Here is an 18,997-nt window from a genome sequence, read left to right as displayed (position 1 = left end):
AGCTTTCGCTGGTTTAGAAGTTAAAGATGGTACAACTGAGTGGATTCGAACCACCGACCCCCACCATGTCAAGGTGGTGCTCTAACCAGCTGAGCTACAGTTGTATAATATCTTTTAAATGGTACAACTGAGTGGATTCGAACCACCGACCCCCACCATGTCAAGGTGGTGCTCTAACCAGCTGAGCTACAGTTGTATCGTTTAAAGACTACATATTCATGTAATCTTTGGAACGAGCGATATATTACGGTATACGTCGCTTGATGCAAGTAAAAAAACAAAAAAATTGTTTGAATGGTGAATTGCTGTTCAAATTGAATCTTATTACAGCACAAAGGCTAAGATTTATTTAATTTCCGCTGTAAAACTAAGATTTTATTTGGTTAATTCAAATCGATAGTCGCTATTAACTGCGTTCTTCAATGACTGCTTTAAATTTCCCAGATTTTTGTATGTATCTTAGACGCAGGGCAAATAATATTGCAGCACTAGTTAGGCCTGCAATAAGACCAATCCAAAAACCGTGTGCACCCATGGCTGGTACAATGATATCGGTTCTTGCTAATAAGTAACCTAACGTCATTCCGATAGCCCAATAAGACACAAGGGTAATATAAAAGGCACTTTGAGTATCTTTATAACCACGTAATGCACCTGCAGCAACCACTTGGATTGAGTCAGATAGCTGATACAGTGCCGCTAGGAACATTAAGCTACCAGCTAACGCGACCACTTCAGGGTTGTTATTATACAGTAGGGCAATTTGGGTTTTAAATAACACTGTGATCACGGCCGTAATGACGGCTAATGAAAAAGCAATGAATAACCCTATCTTGGTAACTAAGTTAGATATGTCGAGTTTGTCTTGTCCTAAGTAATAACCCACGCGGATAGATACTGCAATACCAATAGATAATGGCAACATAAATACGATAGATGAAAAATTTAGCGCTATCTGATGTCCAGCGACAACAGTTGCACCTAGTGGAGCTAACAATAATGCTATGACGGCAAATAAACTGACTTCAAAAAATAATGCCATTGCGATCGGCATACCGTGCTTCAACATTTCCCAAATGGTTTTCCAGTTAGGTTTATTAAGGCGTTTAAAAGGTTCGATTTCGGCGAATTTTTGATGAAATTGCATGTAAATCATCATAGCAATCATCATGGCCCAAAATACGAGTGCTGTTGCAATACCACAACCTGCGCCGCCCATCGCTGGAACACCAAAATGTCCATAAATAAAAATATAGTTAGCAGGAATATTCACAGCTAAACCAACAAAGCCGATGATCATAGTCGGTAGTGTATAGGAAATACCTTCAGAGCAACCTCTGAGTATCTGATACAAAATAAACGCTGGAACACCCCACATAAAACCATGTAAATATCCAGCACTTAACTCAGCAAGTTCTGGTTCTAATTCCATCATGTCGAAAATAGTTTGCGCAAATGAGAGGAACAGCAACACACCCAGACTACCAATTATGGCAATATAGAAAGCTTGTGACATGAGAGGTTGAATCGCTTTAGGATTATTTGCACCATGATGATGGGCAAATACAGGCGTAAATGCGAGAATAAGTCCTTGCACAAATAACAGTGCTGGTAACCAAAGACTAGTACCAATAGCAACCGCTGCCATATCAACAGCACTAACTCGACCTGCCATTACAGTGTCAATAAAGCCCATCATGGTTTGTGTAACTTGGGCAATTAAAACGGGCAAAGCTAATTGGATTAACTTTTTGGCTTGAAAGCCTGTGTGATTCATTAAGAAACCTTATAACTAACGAGTGAAAATATGTTTACTGGTATCGTTCAAGCCACTTGTGAAGTGGTTTCAATTATAGAGCAAAGTGGTTTAAAAACATTTGAAGTTAATATTCCAGAAGAACTACAACAAGGACTTGAGACAGGTGCAAGTGTTGCCAATAATGGAGTTTGTTTGACTGTCACTAAACTTGAGAATAATAGTGTTTATTTCGATGTAATGGAAGAGACCTTACAAGTGACAAACCTGAATTTTGTTGAGCCAGGTAACAAAGTTAATATTGAGCGCTCATTAACGTTCGGTAAAGAGATTGGCGGACATATTTTGTCTGGTCACGTACACACAATGGCAGAAGTGACAGAAATTAGTCAAACGGATAAACATTACAACATAACACTTACTGTACCTGCACGGTGGATGGACTATATTTTTTATAAAGGATTTATAGGTGTTAATGGTTGTAGTTTAACCGTTGGTGAATTAAGTGGTAACAGCTTTAAGCTGCACTTAATCCCCGAAACATTAAAATTGACTAATTTGAGTGATATTACTATTGGCGATCGAATCAATATAGAAATCGATAGCCAAACTCAAGTTATTGTAGACACTGTAGAACGTATATTAGCTAAAAAAGCGCTAGGTTAGTCTAACCAAAACGATAAGCTTCCTTCATCGTTTAGTGTTATACCAAGCACTAGCGTAGGTTAATTAATATAGTTGCTCATCATCGGTATCTATAAATAGTTGAATGGTGCGATTGGCATCATTCACTAATAAGGTCATGTGAATTGGGTTACAGCATACTCTGCAATCGTCATAATATTCTTGATCTCCGCAACTTGTATCTATATGAACATGCTGATTATGTCCACAATGTGGGCAACTGATCACTCTGCTGACTAAATTCATAACATACTCCTTTATATAGCATTCAACATTGTCCGAAACCTGTGTAATTGGGTCAAAATTACGCTTTAGAATTAAATTATAGTTGAGTGTCTAAGTAAGGATATAAAATCTTAGTATGGGATTAACTATCAGCATTTCTTTGTATTGATCATCTATTATGCTGTTCATATCAATTAATTTATCGATAACAAGCTCTATTACTCCGCATTACTTGATTGCAAAAGGGCTTTTCAATTAGAATGCAAACTCATGCCGCTATTAACTCAGGCTCCTGTAATGTCTGTAGTTTGGTGGCATTTCTTTTTTATTTATTATTACCAAGTGGCCCTACGTGTGGGTCACCACTGGATAAGGAAATACAATGCCTATTATTACATTGCCTGATGGCAGCAAACGCGAGTTTGCAGATTCTGTATCAACATTAGATGTCGCAGCCGACATTGGTCCTGGTTTAGCTAAAGCTTGTATCGCTGGCCGCGTTAATGGCGAGCTAGTAGACGCTTGTGACTTGATCACAACAGACTCAGAATTGTCTATCATTACGGCTAAAGACGAAGAAGGTGTTGAAATCCTTCGCCATTCTTGTGCGCATTTATTAGGGCATGCTATTAAGCAAATGTGGCCTGAAACCAAAATGGCGATTGGTCCTGTTATCGATAACGGTTTTTACTACGACATCGATTTAGACCACAAGCTAACGCAAGAAGATATTGATGCGCTTGAAAAGCGTATGTTGGCATTAGCAAAAACAAATTATAGTGTTGTTAAGAAAGTTGTTTCTTGGCAAGAAGCTCGTGACACTTTTGAGTCACGTGGCGAAGAATACAAAATTGCAATTCTTGATGAAAATATTAGCAAGGATTCAACACCTGCTTTATATCACCATGAAGAATATACTGACATGTGTCGTGGTCCGCATGTGCCAAACATGAAATTCTGTCATCACTTTAAACTAATGAGTGTTGCAGGTGCATACTGGCGCGGTAACTCTGATAACAAGATGTTGCAGCGTGTTTATGGTACAGCTTGGGCAGACAAAAAAGCATTAAAAGTGCATTTGAACCGTCTTGAAGAAGCGGCAAAACGTGATCACCGTAAGATTGGTAAGCAACTTGATCTATACCATATGCAAGAAGAAGCACCAGGTATGGTGTTCTGGCATAACGACGGTTGGAGTTTATATCTAGAGCTTGAGAAGTTTATTCGTCAAAAGCTAGGCCAATATACTTACCAAGAAGTTAAAGGTCCGTTGATGATGGATCGTAACTTATGGGAACGTTCAGGCCACTGGGACAAATATGCTGACGCGATGTTTACCACAAACAGTGAAAATCGTGAGTATGCGATTAAACCAATGAACTGTCCTGGTCACGTTCAAATCTTTAATCAAGGACTAAAATCTTACCGCGACTTACCATTGAAAATGGCTGAGTTTGGTTGTTGTCATCGTAATGAACCATCTGGTTCACTTCACGGCTTAATGCGCGTACGTGGCTTTACCCAAGATGATGCACATGTTTTCTGTACTGATGAACAAGTTCAAGAGCAGGTAAGTGAATGTATCCAAATGGTTTACGATACTTATGGTAGCTTTGGCTTCAACAATATCGTTGTTAAATTATCGACACGCCCAGAAAAGCGTATCGGTGATGATGATATGTGGGATAGAGCAGAAGAGGCACTTAAGCAAGCTTTAGATGCAAATAACATTGAATTTGAAGTGTTACCAGGAGAAGGTGCATTCTACGGCCCGAAAATCGAATTTACATTACATGACTGCTTAGACCGAGCTTGGCAGTGTGGTACTGTCCAATTAGATTACGCATTACCAGCGCGTCTTGGTGCAACTTACGTTGCAGAAGATAACACTCGCCAGACACCAGTTATGATCCATAGAGCTATTTTAGGGTCTCTTGAACGTTTCTTAGGTATTCTTATTGAAGAATATGCAGGTAAATTCCCAACATGGCTTGCACCTGTGCAAGTAATTGTTATGAATATTACTGATAAACAGTCTGATTATGTTGACGAAATTGTTAAAACTTTCAAAGAAAGTGGCATTCGTGCATCTAAAGACTTGAGGAATGAGAAAATAGGCTTTAAAATACGTGAACATACGCTTAAGCGTGTACCTTATTTATTGGTCGTAGGCGATCAAGAAATGGAAAATAAGGAAGTTGCGGTAAGAACACGTGACGGTATCGATTTAGGTAAGATGAAAATCAATGATTTCGCTGCCAAGATACAAGAACAAATTTCTAGCCGTAGTCTATTATTGTTGGAGGAATAGGTCATAAAGATCAAGAGAGCAGCAGGGCGACAGCCAGCCCCTAATCGTATTAACGATGAAATCACTGGCGTACCAGAAGTTCGTTTATCGGATATCAATGGTGAGGCAGTTGGAATCGTTAGTATTTCACAGGCACAGGAATTAGCTGACGAAGCAGGTGTAGACCTAGTTGAAATCAGCCCTAATGCTGAGCCACCTGTCTGTCGCATAATGGACTACGGTAAGTTCCTTTTTGATAAAGCGAAAGCACAAAAGGAACAAAAGAAGAAGCAGAAACAGGTCCAGCTGAAGGAAATAAAATTCCGTCCTGGCACTGATGAAAACGACTATCAGGTAAAACTACGCAACCTGATTCGTTTTCTTGAAGATGGGGACAAAGCGAAAATTACGCTGCGTTTCCGTGGTCGCGAAATGGCACACCAAAGCCTAGGTATGGATCTTTTGAACCGTATCAAAGGTGATTTGGAAACATATGCTGTAGTTGAATCTTTCCCTAAAATGGAAGGTCGACAAGCAGTTATGGTCCTCGCACCTAAAAAGAAATAGTAGGGCAACCCACTAAAAAGTAGCAAAGTCCTTTTGAGGGTTTTGCTCGCCTTACGTTTTATTAATGTCCCAATGCGGAGTTTTAGCAATGCCTAAAATGAAAACAGATAAGGGTGTTCAAAAGCGCTTCAGAAAAACCGCTAATGGTTTCAAGCGTAAACAAGCACACTTACGTCATATTTTGACAAAGAAGAGCACTAAGCGTAAACGTCACTTACGTGCTAAATGTTTAGTTGCAAAGTCTGATGTGCCAGCAATCGCACGTCAACTACCATACGCTTAATTAAAGGAGATATGAACAATGCCTAGAGTTAAGCGTGGTGTAACCGCTCGTGCTCGTCACAAGAAAGTACTTAAATTAGCCAAAGGTTATTACGGAGCTCGCTCACGTACTTACCGCGTTGCTGTTCAAGCAGTAACTAAAGCTGGTCAATATGCTTACCGTGACCGTCGTCAGAAGAAACGTCAATTCCGTCAACTTTGGATTGCACGTATCAATGCGGCTTCTCGTCAAAATGGTCTTTCTTATAGCCGTTTCATTAATGGCCTTAAAAAAGCATCAATCGAAATCGATCGTAAGATTTTGGCTGACATCGCTGTATTCGACAAAGTAGTTTTCACTACTTTAGTTGAAAAAGCAAAAGAAGCTTTAGCTAAGTAATTAGCTATTATGCTTAAAGAAGGAGCCTTCGGGTTCCTTTTTTTATGCCCAAAATTCTTATAGGATAGTAAAAACACCGAATAAAATGTTGTGTTAATACTTTAGAGAATAGGTGTACTTACATGGAACAGTTACACACTGAACGATTGCAAATTAGTTTAATGACACTCAACGATGGCGACTTGTTGTTTGAGTTAGATCAAGACCCTGCTGTGATGCAATACATAAACGGTGGCAAAGTCACTTCAGCGCAAGAAATAGAAGACATTTATATTCCGAGGTTAGCTAAATACATCAACCCAGAACGAGGTTGGGGACTTTGGAAAGTATCTCTTAAAGAGCATCCTAGTTCTTTTCTTGGTTGGATACTCATTCGACCTATGCATTTCTTCACTCTGTCTCCTTCATATTCTGATTTAGAAATTGGCTGGCGTTTTAAACAATCAACATGGGGAAGAGGAATAGCGACTGAAAGTGCAAAAGCTGTGATGGAGCATTTGCTTACAACTCAGCAAAACATAAAGCACTTTTCCGCCATTGCAGATGAAGAAAACCTAGCTTCAATTAATATAATGAAAAAACTGGGTATGAAATATATTGAAAAACTGTCGCACCCTGATGTGGAAGGCGATGTAGACGTTGTTTTATATTCAAAAGACACAAATAAAGCCAACTAAATAGTTGGCTTTATTCTAAAAATAGCAATTTATTTTTGAGCGTCTAAGAAACGTTCAGCATCTAACGCTGCCATACAACCAGAACCGGCAGATGTAATAGCTTGACGATAATGTTGATCCATAACGTCACCACAAGCATAAATACCTTCAATACTCGTTTGGGTAGCATTTCCTTGTAGTCCACTATTTACAGTAATATAACCATGATTCATGGTTAATTGACCATCAAAAATACCGGTATTTGGACTATGACCAATAGCAATAAATACACCCGCAACGTCTAAATCTGAAATCGCACCATCTTTAGTACTCTTCATCTTTAGACCCGTAACACCCATATTATCGCCAACAACTTCATCGAGAGTTTGATCTAAATGTAGAATAATGTTGCCACTCGCTACTTTATCCATTAATCGGTTGATTAAGATTTTTTCAGAGCGGAAACTATCTCTACGATGAATCAAATGAACTTCTGATGCGATATTACTTAAATATAGTGCTTCTTCAACGGCAGTATTACCACCACCTACAACGGCCACTTTTTGATTTCGATAAAAGAATCCGTCACACGTTGCACAAGCAGAAACACCACGTCCCATGAATGCCTCTTCAGAAGGCAAACCTAGATATTTAGCTGACGCACCTGTTGCGATAATTAAGGCATCACAAGTGAATTCACCGTTGTCACCTTTTAATTTAAATGGGCGCTCACTGAAATCAACTTCGTTAATATGGTCAAAGATAATCTCTGTATCAAACTTTTCAGCATGCTGCTGCATTCTTTCCATTAATGCAGGGCCAGTAAGATCATTCGCGTCACCAGGCCAGTTTTCAACTTCGGTCGTTGTCGTAAGCTGTCCACCTTGTTGCATACCAGTGATCATAACTGGTTTTAAATTTGCGCGTGCAGCATAAACTGCAGCCGTGTAACCAGCAGGGCCAGAACCTAATATCAGTAGGTTAATATGACGTGCTTGACTCATTGTTATATCTCCGTATTCATATGCCTAAGCAATTTGAATGGATTGTAGGGAATTTAACGGGGCGGGTAAAGCGCAGTTCGGTCTAACTTATAGATTGCTTTAATCGACTATGTACACAAAAGACACCAAAGTGGTGCCTTTTTATACTTATTTTCAGCGCTTACTTGTTAAAACGAAATATGGCAGCTCGGTAAGTCATTCTTTTCTAGATAATTTTGGTGGTATTCTTCGGCAATGTGAAAACGCTTTAATGGTACAATTTCTGTAACAATTTGACGGTTTCCCCATTTGCCACTGGCGATTAATTGTTGTTTTGCTGACTCAGCTATTTCTTTTTGTTGATCATCATGGAAAAAGATAGTGCTTCTATACTGTGTGCCAATATCTTCACCTTGTTGATTCAAGGTCGTCGGATTGTGATTTTGCCAAAAAACAGCGACTAAGGTTTCGTATGAGACGATGGTTTCGTCAAATTCAACTTGAACTACTTCGGCATGGCCAGTTCTACCCGCTTTAACTTCAGCATAAGTTTGGTATTGATCATTCCCGCCCATATAACCGCATTTGGCATCTAAAACACCTTCTACTTGTTTAAAGAAGTATTCGACGCCCCAAAAACAGCCTGCACCAAATGTTGCTAATGTCATAGTTATACCCATAAAGAAGTCTAGATGGCTAAAAGTATATTTGTTCACAGCAGGAATGCAAGCAAAGATTTACATTTTGTTAAATGACACTTAACGTTCGCGTTCATTGAATGTGTTAGAATCAACACGATTATGAAACCTATTCGTTTAAACGTCTTTCAAGGAGTCTTTGTGTTTCAGCAATTAATGGACGATCATGACTTTCTCGCTTTTACTTTGGCCAATATTGATAAGCCTTTAAAAAGCCAAGCATTCACATTATCAAATCAAACAACAGTCACAATCTTAGATAATGGTGTAATCAGCTTTAGCCCCGCATCTGGCTCTACAAAGGATGTGGTTTTATCATGTGCCATTCATGGTAATGAAACCGCGCCTATAGAAATATGTAACAAACTCATCAGTGATTTACTTACTTGTAAAATAGAAACGCTGCATCGTGTTTTATTCATTATTGGTAACCCTGATTCTATATTGACTCAAACACGCTTTGTTGAAGAGAACATGAACCGTTTGTTTTCAGGTGCTCATTCAGATGGAGAAGGGCTGATAAATAAAGAGCGAGTGAGAGCTAAAGCGCTAGAAAAATACGTCAGTGATTTTTTCTATGACAATGATAACTCGCAGCGTATTCATTACGATTTGCACACTGCTATCAAGCCTTCAAAGCATGAAAAGTTTGCGATATATCCCTACAGACCAGGCAGATCATTCAGTGCAAAACAAATAATGTTTTTAGCAGGCTGCGATGTAGATACGATTTTGTTTCATCACGAACCCACAACAACATTTAGTTATTTTTCATCAGAGCAATTTAAAGCTGATGCGTTTACCGTTGAGCTAGGTAAAGTTATGCCATTTGGTGAAAATGATATGCATAAATTTGCAAATACCCACAAAATGTTAGCGGCGCTAATTACTCAAATAGAACCAGAATTAGCAGTATTCGATAGCAATAAACTCAACCTGTATAAAGTATCACGTTCAATCAATAAGCATTTTGATGATTTTGCTTTTTCATTTTCTAAGACGACTGAAAACTTTACAGGCTTTGAGCAAGGCCAGACTTTAGCAATTGAAAATAATCAACAGATAAAGGTTATAGAGCCCTACGAAGCTATCGTTTTTCCAAATGAAAATGTACCTGTTGGGCAACGCACGGTATTATGTTTAGTACCAGCGCCCAATGAAGATATTCAATAACTTGTAAAGTTAGATATACAAATTTTTTGCAAGGTTATTTACCAACAAGAAAGCACATTAGTTGATAGTAAGTTTACGTTAACGTAATGTGCTTTCGCATATAATAAATTAAGCTTTATTTTATAAGGCCTCAGATAACAAGAGCATAATATGAGCAACGCACCGCTGAATAATGAAACAGTGCATCGTGTCAGCTTCTTAGACAAAGCGTCATTGCACATTCCTATTTTAAAAATTCTGCAAGCAGACGGTACCACATATGAAAATGCGGTGATGCCTGTCATTGATCAAGCACTAGCTGAACGTATTTACGACACTTGTGTATTTACCCGTGTTTTAGACGAACGTATGTTAAGTGCGCAGCGTCAAGGTCGGATTAGTTTTTACATGACCTGTACTGGTGAAGAAGCCTCAATTATTGGTAGTACAGCTGCGCTTGATGATGGCGACGTAATTCTTGCCCAGTACCGTGAGCATGCTTCTTTACGCTATCGTGGTTTCACTACAGAGCAGTTCATGAATCAAATGTTCAGTAATGAGAAAGATTTAGGCAAAGGGCGTCAAATGCCTATTCATTACGGCAGTAATGAACTTAATTATCAAACCATTTCTTCACCTCTAGCGACGCAAATACCGCAAGCAACAGGTGTTGCTCATGCATTCAAGTTACAAGGTAAACGTAACGTAGCAATTTGCTACTTTGGTGAAGGTGCAGCTTCAGAAGGTGATTTTCATGCTGGCTTAAATATGGCCGCAGTGCTTAAGTCTCCGACTATCTTTTTCTGCCGTAACAATGGTTACGCCATTTCAACTCCAACCGAAGAGCAATTTGCTGGTAATGGTATTGCGAGTCGTGGTGTTGGTTATGGTATGCACACTATTAGAGTTGATGGTAATGACATGCTTGCAGTATTAGCTGCAACACAACAAGCTAGAGCTTATGCACTTGAGCATAATGCACCAGTGTTGATTGAAGCGATGACATATCGTCTTGGTGCGCATTCATCATCGGATGATCCTTCAGGTTATCGCTCTAAAGAAGAAGAAGCCAAGTGGGAACAACATGATCCCGTAAAACGCTTTAAGCTTTGGATGATCAATAAAGATTGGCTAAACGAAAAAGACGACGCTGCTCAGTATGAACATTACCGAGAAGAAGTGTTAAACGCAGTAAAAGTCGCAGAGAAAGTGCCATTACCGCACCTTGACTCATTGATTACAGATGTATTGGATAAGCCAACGCCAGCCCTTGAAAAGCAATTGGCAGAGCTAAAACAACATATTAAGAAATATCCAAAGTCATATCCAAAAAGTGCAGGGAGAATTTAATCGTGGCTGAAATGAATATGTTACACGCCATCAACGATGCGTTATCAATCGCAATGACTGATGATGAGTGCATGGTAGTATTTGGCGAAGATGTTGGCCATTTTGGTGGTGTTTTCCGTGCAACTTCTGGTTTACAAGAAAAATTTGGTCGTGAACGTTGTTTCAATACACCGTTAACAGAACAAGGCATTGCAGGTTTTGCCAATGGTCTAGCCTCAAACGGCATGACTGCAGTTGCTGAAATTCAATTTGCTGATTACATTTTTCCAGCCTTTGATCAAATCGTAAATGAAACTGCCAAATTCAGATACCGCAGTGGCAATCAGTTTAATGTCGGTGGTTTAACCTTTAGAACACCTTACGGTGGTGGTATTGCAGGTGGTCATTATCATTCACAATCTCCTGAGGCTTACTTCACACAAACTCCAGGATTAAAGGTTGTAGTACCCCGTAACCCAGAACAAGCTAAAGGGTTATTGTTAGCATCAATTCGCGATCCTAACCCTGTTATCTTTTTTGAACCTAAACGTTTGTATCGTGCATCTGTTGGCGAAGTACCTGCTGGTGATTTTGTTATCGAACTCGGTAAAGCTGAAGTCGTTAAAGTAGGTAGCGATATAACCTTATTAGGTTGGGGCGCTCAGATGGAAATTTTAGAAAAAGCGGCCAAAATGGCAGAAAAAGACGGTATTTCTTGTGAAATTGTCGATTTACGTACTTTGTCTCCATGGGATGTTGATACCGTAGCTGCATCGGTTAAGAAAACAGGAAGACTTCTGATTAACCACGAAGCACCTTTAACAGGTGGATTTGCTGGTGAGATTGCTGCGCAAATCCAACAAGAATGTTTTTTACACCTAGAGTCGCCAATCAGCCGTGTTTGTGGTCTTGATACACCATATCCTTTGATTCTTGAAAAAGAATACATGCCTGATGAGCTAAAAACTTATGAAGCTATTAAAGCTTCAGTCAATTATTAGGAGCAAGATATGATTAAAGATTTTATTTTGCCTGACATTGGCGAAGGTGTAGTTGAATGTGAGTTAGTTGATTGGATGGTCAAAGAAGGCGATGTTATCGTTGAAGATCAACCTATCGCTGACGTTATGACAGATAAAGCATTAGTACAAATTCCAGCACCACATGGTGGCGTTGTGACTAAGTTATACTATGCAAAAGGTGAAATAGCTAAAGTACATGAGCCTTTATACGCCGTTGATATTGAAGCAACGTCAGCCGAGAAAACAGAAGAAAGTTCATCACAGAATCACGATGATCAAGTATCGACTGAACAGCAGAATGTAGAAATTAGCTCAACGACTGATTCAGTAACCGTATCTGGTAAAGCTGTTGAAGAATTCCTTTTACCGGATATAGGTGAAGGTATTGTTGAATGTGAATTAGTTGAGTGGCTTGTAGAAGAGGGGGATCAAGTCGTTGAAGATCAACCCATCGCCGATGTCATGACTGATAAAGCGTTAGTACAAATACCAGCAATTAAAAATGGTAAAATTATTAAGCTGCATTACCGAAAGGGTCAACTTGCTAAAGTTCATGAACCTTTATTTGCTATTGAAGTTGAATCAACAAGCTCAGTGGTTGAATCTACGCAAGTAGAAACGGCAACGACAGCCGTGGCTTCAGCGACTTCTTCAGTACCACAAGGAAAAGCATTAGCAAGTCCTGCCGTTCGTCGCTTAGCGAGAACGTTAGATATCAACATTGCTAATGTACCCGGCAGTGGTAAGAATGGTCGAGTATATAAAGAAGATGTAGAAAACTTTGCCAATGGCAGTTCTTCGAATGCTCAGGCTCAACCTGTTACGACTCCGACACAATCACCTGTTAACGACACGGTTTCACAGTCTATTGTCAAACAAGCTGCAGATACAGTAGAGCCAATTAAAGGCGTAAAAGCGGTTATGGCTAAGATGATGGTTGAGTCAGTTTCAACTATTCCTCACTTTACTTATTGTGAAGAGTTTGATTTAACAGAATTAGTAGCACTTCGTACTGAGATGAAAGAACGTTATTCATCAGATGAAGTAAAACTAACCATGATGCCTTTCTTTATGAAGGCAATGTCTTTAGCAATCAATTCATTCCCAGTGATGAACAGCCAAGTTAATTCAGATTGTAGCGAGTTAACATACAAGGCAAGTCATAATATTGGTATGGCCGTTGATTCAAAAGTGGGTTTGCTAGTACCAAATGTCAAAGACGTACAAGATAAATCTATTCTTGATGTTGCCGCAGAAATCACGCGACTAACTAACGCCGCTAGAAGTGGACGAGTCAGCCCAGCGGATTTAAAAGGTGGCACGATTTCAATTTCTAATATTGGCGCTTTAGGTGGCACAGTAGCCACGCCAATTATCAATAAACCAGAAGTCGCAATTGTTGCTTTAGGTAAACTACAGGTATTGCCTCGATTTAATGCTAAAGGTGAAGTTGAAGCACGTAAGATTATGCAAGTGAGTTGGTCTGGCGATCATCGTGTTATTGATGGTGGCACCATTGCTCGTTTTTGTAATTTGTGGAAACAATATCTTGAGCAACCACAAGAAATGCTATTAGCGATGAAGTAGTCATCATTGTTTTCAGCATAATCAAATTAAAGGACGCTAATGCGTCCTTTAATTTTGTTAAGTGTTTTTGTATAATCCTCGGACGTTGTAACTTCTCGGAACCATAATGATCACCTCGGCACCGAATATTGACTCTATTGAATATCCTTTTCCTGCTAAACCTGCTGTGTTGTCAGACGCTGAAAAAGCAGATTACAAAGCAAGAATTAAACAGTTATTAATCGAACAAGATGCTGTTTTAGTTGCACACTATTATACCGATCCTGAAATACAAGCTCTGGCAGAAGAAACAGGAGGGTGTGTATCTGATTCTCTTGAAATGGCTCGTTTTGGTCGTGATCATCCTGCCAAGAAACTCATCGTAGCAGGCGTTAAGTTTATGGGCGAAACGTCTAAAATCTTAAGCCCTGAAAAAACAGTTTTGATGCCGACTTTAGAAGCAACATGTTCGCTAGATATCGGCTGTCCAATCGATAAATTTTCTGAGTTCTGCGACGCACATCCTGATCATACTGTTGTGGTTTACGCTAATACATCTGCAGCTGTAAAAGCAAGAGCAGACTGGGTCGTGACATCAAGTATTGCCTTAGAAATCGTTGAACATTTAGACGCCGAAGGTAAAAAAATTATCTGGGGGCCTGACCGTCACTTAGGTAGTTATATTGCCAAAGAAACCGGCGCTGACATGTTAATGTGGCAGGGTGATTGTATTGTCCATGATGAATTTAAAGCAAAAGCGTTAAGAGAACTAAAAATTCAGCATCCCAACGCAGCAATTCTTGTCCACCCTGAATCACCAGCAAATGTGGTTGCTTTAGCAGATGCTGTTGGGTCAACCAGCCAGTTAATTAAAGCTGCGCAAACAATGGCTAATCAAGAGTTCATTGTTGCTACAGATCGCGGCATTTTCTACAAAATGCAGCAAGCTGCGCCTGGTAAAACATTAATTGAAGCACCGACTGGTGGTAATGGAGCGACTTGTAAAAGTTGTGCTCATTGTCCTTGGATGGCAATGAATGGTTTACAAGCAATTGAAGCTTCGTTAAGTGCTGAAGATAAAACGCAGCATGAAGTGTTTGTTGATGACGCGCTACGTGATGAAGCGCTTATTCCATTAAATAGAATGTTGGATTTTGCAAAAACCTTGAATATGAAAGTTAAAGGTAATGCTTAGTATCTAACTTTAATTTTATTTCAGATACAAAAAAGCCCTGTATTAACAGGGCTTTTTATTATCTATCATTACTTAGCATTCATTAATGCGACAGTATTATCTAGCATGCGGTTACTGAAACCCCATTCGTTATCGTACCAAGCCATTACTTTAACTAAACGACCATTAACACGAGTTTGTGTTGCATCGAAGTTAGATGAGTAAGGGTTGTGATTGAAGTCAATAGAGACTAATGGTTCTTCATTGACAGCAAGCACTTCACTCAATGGTGCAACTTGAGCAGCTTTAGTGATGATCTCGTTAATCTCTTCCACGCTAGTATCTCTACCTGCAACAAACGTTAGGTCAACTAATGACACGTTTACTGTAGGTACACGAACGGCTAAACCGTCAAATTTACCTTGCAGTTCAGGAACAACAAGTCCAACAGCGGCTGCCGCACCAGTTTGAGTCGGGATCATCGACATTGCAGCGGCACGAGCACGACGTAAGTCAGTGTGATAAACATCTGATAAACGTTGATCGTTTGTGTATGCATGAATAGTTGTCATTAAACCAGACTCAATACCGATAGAATCGTTTAACGGCTTAGCAAAAGGTGCTAGACAGTTGGTAGTACAAGAAGCGTTTGAGATAACTGTCATATCTGAAGTTAATACTTCATTATTAACACCATAAACAACGGTAGCGTCCACTTGTTTACCTGGTGCAGAAATGATGACCTTTTTAGCACCCGCATCTAAATGAGGTTTAACAGCGTCTTTAGATGTGAAAATACCTGTACATTCATAAACAACATCAACGTTTAATTCTGCCCATGGTAATTTAGAAGGGTCACGTTCTTGGAAAGTTAAGATTTTGTCGCCGTTGACATAAATAGCTTCGTCATCGTGATCAACTTTAGCATTGAAACGGCCATGAACTGAGTCGTATTTAGTAAGGTGAGCATTAATTGAAGCATCACCCAAATCGTTTAAAGCAACGATTTCGATTGGATAATCCTTTTCGCTTTCATAAAGCGCACGTAAAACATTTCTACCGATACGGCCATAGCCGTTAATTGCAACACGGATAGTCATCGCATATCCCTCAAGTGATTATAAATCTGTTACGTAAATCGTATGGTAGTAAAATTACCAAATTAGAGCATTTCGTCAAGTAAAAAAGCCCAAAAAGCGACATTTATCGTGAATATGTCTGTATTTTATTTACAGAATTCAAAATAAAAGCGGTTTTGAGCTTTTTTATGAAAGTCCAATACAGCGAGTGCTGTAAATGATTTGTGTTTTAGTGTAGCTAATAATTTTACATTTGGTTATTCAAAACGATGTTTTATCTGACTGCTTGCAAACTTTCCTTGCTTGATGTCCTTTACCAGCTCTTTCGCTTCCGCATCTAGTTGCACCGCTAAGTCTGAATTGTTTGCTATTAACGCTAATAATTTTTCTTCTGAGGCAGTGTTATCACTTATTAAAGTATTCGCCTTAGTTAACAAATACTCGTTTTGTACATTTTGTTCTCTTCTATATATGGTTGCTAGAGCGAGGAGCCAATCTGAATCAATATTGCTCGCCTTAACATGGGAGAGTAAATGCAAATAAAGTAATTTAGCTCTGGCGACATCTGTTTTTATATAGTGAGAGGCAACTTGAGCGAGCATAAAGGTTTCAGTGAGCTCACCGGCTTGTTCGGCTTTAATAACAATATCGCGAGAGGGGAAGTCATTAAATTTAGTCCAACGATAATACGCAAGGTAAATATCAGGATTGTCTTTGGTGTACTCTTGTAATTGGGCTAAGTTTTGAGTGCTAACAGCATAAGCACGTTCTCTGTCTTCTGTTCGATGTGTGTTTATTATATGTTTAACGCCGGCTGCGAGTTCAATGCAGTTGCTATAAGATTCAAGTTTAATTAATTGATCATATAGTTGCTTACCAGACGGATTTTCAGTGATCTTTAATTGATAACGACTACGGATTAAGTCTCCTTTTTCTACTAAACACCAACTATCCTTGTGTAAATCGGCACAAAGTTCAGGATTTTTTTTACAAATGCTGCCACTATTTCGGCCAACATCACAACCAAATAAGCCGAATAAAGCAGCATAAATTGAAAATGATGTAATTATTACTAAACTTTTGTTCAAAACTAGCTCCAAAACAGGAAATTATCTAATAAAATTACAGGTTTACTAAAAATTTCTTACTGGCGAAAACGCATAAATTTCATTACAATGTCGCCGACCAAAAGGGGTTAACCCTACCAAATAATGATTATTGGTCTTTTCTTTTCGTTACTCAATTCTTTCTGCGACAAAAAGCTGAAATATGAGATAAAGGATCTTTTTAATGAGCGCTGATAAACACCTACAAAGTTGGCAAGAACGTTTCGAAATGGCTGAAGCAATGCAGCCTTTATTAGGAAAACTATACCGCAATCAAGGCGTTGAAGTCTTAGTGTATGGTAAACCTCTATTAAACGCATCTACAATTGAAATTATTAAAGCGCATCGACTTGTTCGTCGCCATATTGGTGAAAAATTACGTCTACGTGAAAGCTTCCCGTTTGTTGAAGCATTAAGTAAGTTGTCAGTAAAACACTGTAAAGTTGATATCGGTAAACTAGCGATTAATTACTGGCGTGATAATAAAGACGCTTCTCAAATTCAAGCTTACATGACTCGTGAGCTGGAAGCAGGTCTTAATTTTGGCGATGATGTTGAATCAAAAGACGTTGTTTTATATGGCTTTGGACGTATTGGTCGTTTATTAGCACGATTAATGATCGAAAAAACAGGTAAGAGTAATAAACTTTGTTTACGAGCCATTGTTTTACGTGGTGGTAAAAAAGGCGATTTAGAAAAGCGCGCGAGCTTATTACGTCGTGATTCAGTTCATGGGCCGTTCAACGGTTCTGTTGAAGTTGATGAAGAGAACAACGCTATCATTGCCAATGGTACGTACATTCAAATCATCTATGCCAATTCACCTGATCAAGTCGACTACACACAATATGGTATTAATAATGCGCTAGTAGTTGATAATACAGGTATTTGGAAAGACGAAGATGGTTTAGGTCTTCACCTTAAGAGCAAAGGTGCAAGCAAAGTATTATTAACTGCACCTGCTAAAGGCGCGATTAAAAATGTTGTTTACGGTGTTAACGAAAACGATATTTTACCTGAAGACATGATTGTTTCAGCAGCAAGCTGTACTACTAATGCAATTACGCCAGTACTGAAAGCTGTTAACGATAAGTATGGTATTGAAAACGGTCACGTAGAAACGATTCACTCTTATACCAATGACCAAAACTTAATTGATAATTACCATAGTGCTGACCGTCGAGGCCGCAGTGCACCATTAAACATGGTTATTACTGAAACGGGCGCAGCAAAAGCTGTTGCAAAAGCATTACCCGTTATGGAAGGTAAATTAACAGGCAACGCTATTCGCGTTCCGACACCAAATGTCTCAATGGCAATTATCAGTGTTAATTTAAATGGTGAGACTAATCGCGAAGAATTAAATGAATATCTTAAGGATATTGCGTTAACTTCAGATCTTAAAAACCAAGTAGATTACACCGATTCAACTGAAATTGTTTCGAGTGATTTAGTCGGTTCTCGCTATGCTGGTGTTGTTGATTCACAAGCGACAATTGCTGATGGCAAACGTGCGATATTATATGTTTGGTATGACAACGAATTTGGTTATAGCTGCCAGGTTGTTGGTGTTATGCAAAAAATGCTTGGATTAACGACGTTATCTTTACCAGAAGCTTAAGATTTTTAATCTGTCTTTAATTATCTAAAAGACACTTTAAAAAAAGCACTTCAATTGAAGTGCTTTTTTATTGTTTGAGTTTTATTCGTATTGTTAATTATTCACTCAATGCGTAGATTTAAACATCAAACAAATTCAAAACTGCTATTATTTAAAAAATCTGCATTGACAGTCATGCGTAAAACGGTAAAATCCATTTCGAAATCAACAACGGAGATTACTCCTTATTGATTACTTGCATTGAAAGGCGACATTAGCTCAGTTGGTAGAGCGATACCTTGCCAAGGTATAGGTCATCGGTTCGAACCCGATATGTCGCTCCAATTCAATAACAAGTTTCGGCGCGATGGCAGAATGGCTATGCTGCGGATTGCAAATCCGTCGACCTCGGTTCGACTCCGGGTCGCGCCTCCACAAATTTTGTTTAA

At 39.0% G+C, this 18,997-nt stretch carries 18 protein-coding genes and 4 tRNA genes; 14 read left to right on the top strand and 8 right to left on the bottom strand.

All coding sequences use genetic code 11. From position 1 onward, the window contains the following. Positions 1–27: 27 nt before the first annotated feature. The 3 genes from AN944_RS07345 to AN944_RS07335 all read right to left on the bottom strand — a co-directional run bounded on the left by AN944_RS07345 (position 28) and on the right by AN944_RS07335 (position 1,777). Positions 28–104, bottom strand: a tRNA-Val gene (locus AN944_RS07345). A gap of 15 nt (positions 105–119) precedes the next feature. Beyond that, positions 120–196, bottom strand: a tRNA-Val gene (locus tag AN944_RS07340). A gap of 210 nt (positions 197–406) precedes the next feature. Then, entirely contained in the window at positions 407–1,777 is a 1,371-nt protein-coding gene (locus AN944_RS07335) for an MATE family efflux transporter (protein WP_055023954.1), read from the bottom strand. 30 nt (positions 1,778–1,807) lie between these two features. Between AN944_RS07335 and AN944_RS07330 the strand changes: the two genes are divergently transcribed. Beyond that, on the top strand, positions 1,808–2,422 hold the full coding sequence (locus AN944_RS07330) for a riboflavin synthase (protein ID WP_055023953.1): 615 nt from the start codon (positions 1,808–1,810) through the stop codon (positions 2,420–2,422). A gap of 63 nt (positions 2,423–2,485) precedes the next feature. Here AN944_RS07330 and AN944_RS07325 read toward each other — a convergent pair whose 3' ends face one another. Then, a complete protein-coding gene (locus AN944_RS07325; RefSeq protein WP_055023952.1) occupies positions 2,486–2,686 on the bottom strand; it encodes a CPXCG motif-containing cysteine-rich protein in 201 nt (66 codons plus the stop codon). 361 nt (positions 2,687–3,047) lie between these two features. Here AN944_RS07325 and thrS point away from each other — a divergent pair, with 361 nt between their 5' ends. The 5 genes from thrS (at position 3,048) to AN944_RS07300 (ending at position 6,860) form a co-directional block, all read left to right on the top strand. Next, positions 3,048–4,976, top strand: a complete 1,929-nt coding sequence (gene thrS / locus AN944_RS07320; protein ID WP_055023951.1) for a threonine--tRNA ligase — start codon at positions 3,048–3,050, stop codon at positions 4,974–4,976. Between the two features lie 3 nt (positions 4,977–4,979). Beyond that, entirely contained in the window at positions 4,980–5,522 is a 543-nt protein-coding gene (gene infC / locus AN944_RS21365; protein WP_080915702.1) for a translation initiation factor IF-3, read from the top strand. An 88-nt stretch (positions 5,523–5,610) separates the two neighbouring features. Then, positions 5,611–5,805, top strand: coding sequence for a 50S ribosomal protein L35 (rpmI, locus tag AN944_RS07310; RefSeq protein ID WP_055023949.1), 195 nt, complete (start codon positions 5,611–5,613; stop codon positions 5,803–5,805). A gap of 18 nt (positions 5,806–5,823) precedes the next feature. Further along, complete coding sequence (gene rplT, locus AN944_RS07305) at positions 5,824–6,183, top strand: 50S ribosomal protein L20 (RefSeq protein ID WP_012325107.1); 360 nt, start codon at positions 5,824–5,826, stop codon at positions 6,181–6,183. Positions 6,184–6,305: 122 nt separating this feature from the next. After that, positions 6,306–6,860, top strand: a complete 555-nt coding sequence (locus AN944_RS07300; protein ID WP_055023948.1) for a GNAT family N-acetyltransferase — start codon at positions 6,306–6,308, stop codon at positions 6,858–6,860. 29 nt (positions 6,861–6,889) lie between these two features. On the opposite strand, the gene trxB is transcribed toward AN944_RS07300, so the two are convergent. Together trxB and msrA are read right to left on the bottom strand one after the other, a co-directional pair. Beyond that, complete coding sequence (gene trxB, locus AN944_RS07295) at positions 6,890–7,843, bottom strand: thioredoxin-disulfide reductase (protein WP_055023947.1); 954 nt, start codon at positions 7,841–7,843, stop codon at positions 6,890–6,892. Positions 7,844–8,010: 167 nt separating this feature from the next. Continuing rightward, positions 8,011–8,490, bottom strand: coding sequence for a peptide-methionine (S)-S-oxide reductase MsrA (gene msrA, locus AN944_RS07290; protein ID WP_055023946.1), 480 nt, complete (start codon positions 8,488–8,490; stop codon positions 8,011–8,013). Between the two features lie 171 nt (positions 8,491–8,661). Here msrA and astE point away from each other — a divergent pair, with 171 nt between their 5' ends. The 5 genes from astE (at position 8,662) to nadA (ending at position 14,784) form a co-directional block, all read left to right on the top strand. Then, entirely contained in the window at positions 8,662–9,693 is a 1,032-nt protein-coding gene (astE, locus tag AN944_RS07285; protein ID WP_055023945.1) for a succinylglutamate desuccinylase, read from the top strand. A 150-nt stretch (positions 9,694–9,843) separates the two neighbouring features. After that, a complete protein-coding gene (locus AN944_RS07280) occupies positions 9,844–11,022 on the top strand; it encodes a thiamine pyrophosphate-dependent dehydrogenase E1 component subunit alpha (protein WP_055023944.1) in 1,179 nt (392 codons plus the stop codon). A gap of 2 nt (positions 11,023–11,024) precedes the next feature. Beyond that, positions 11,025–12,002, top strand: a complete 978-nt coding sequence (locus AN944_RS07275) for an alpha-ketoacid dehydrogenase subunit beta (RefSeq protein ID WP_055023943.1) — start codon at positions 11,025–11,027, stop codon at positions 12,000–12,002. 9 nt (positions 12,003–12,011) lie between these two features. Further along, positions 12,012–13,610, top strand: a complete 1,599-nt coding sequence (locus AN944_RS07270) for a dihydrolipoyllysine-residue acetyltransferase (protein WP_055023942.1) — start codon at positions 12,012–12,014, stop codon at positions 13,608–13,610. Positions 13,611–13,716: 106 nt separating this feature from the next. Next, positions 13,717–14,784 (top strand): quinolinate synthase NadA, encoded by a 1,068-nt coding sequence (nadA, locus tag AN944_RS07265; protein WP_055023941.1) that lies wholly within the window; start codon positions 13,717–13,719, stop codon positions 14,782–14,784. Positions 14,785–14,852: 68 nt separating this feature from the next. On the opposite strand, the gene gap is transcribed toward nadA, so the two are convergent. Together gap and AN944_RS07255 are read right to left on the bottom strand one after the other, a co-directional pair. Next, entirely contained in the window at positions 14,853–15,863 is a 1,011-nt protein-coding gene (gene gap / locus AN944_RS07260; RefSeq protein ID WP_055023940.1) for a type I glyceraldehyde-3-phosphate dehydrogenase, read from the bottom strand. A 236-nt stretch (positions 15,864–16,099) separates the two neighbouring features. Continuing rightward, positions 16,100–16,930 (bottom strand): DUF2989 domain-containing protein, encoded by an 831-nt coding sequence (locus AN944_RS07255; protein ID WP_055023939.1) that lies wholly within the window; start codon positions 16,928–16,930, stop codon positions 16,100–16,102. 202 nt (positions 16,931–17,132) lie between these two features. Here AN944_RS07255 and AN944_RS07250 point away from each other — a divergent pair, with 202 nt between their 5' ends. The 3 genes from AN944_RS07250 to AN944_RS07240 all read left to right on the top strand — a co-directional run bounded on the left by AN944_RS07250 (position 17,133) and on the right by AN944_RS07240 (position 18,983). Then, positions 17,133–18,569 carry a glyceraldehyde-3-phosphate dehydrogenase gene (locus AN944_RS07250; protein WP_055023938.1) on the top strand — a complete coding sequence of 479 codons (1,437 nt, stop codon included), beginning with the start codon at positions 17,133–17,135 and terminating at the stop codon, positions 18,567–18,569. A gap of 247 nt (positions 18,570–18,816) precedes the next feature. Further along, positions 18,817–18,892: transfer RNA gene (locus AN944_RS07245), tRNA-Gly, on the top strand. 17 nt (positions 18,893–18,909) lie between these two features. Next, positions 18,910–18,983 (top strand) — tRNA-Cys (locus tag AN944_RS07240). Positions 18,984–18,997: the final 14 nt, after the last annotated feature.

The sequence above is a fragment of the Shewanella sp. P1-14-1 genome (genome assembly GCF_001401775.1).
Lineage (GTDB): Bacteria > Pseudomonadota > Gammaproteobacteria > Enterobacterales > Shewanellaceae > Shewanella > Shewanella japonica.
Note: the sequence above shows the minus strand (reverse complement) of the source record. Positions and strands in the feature narration are given on the sequence as shown.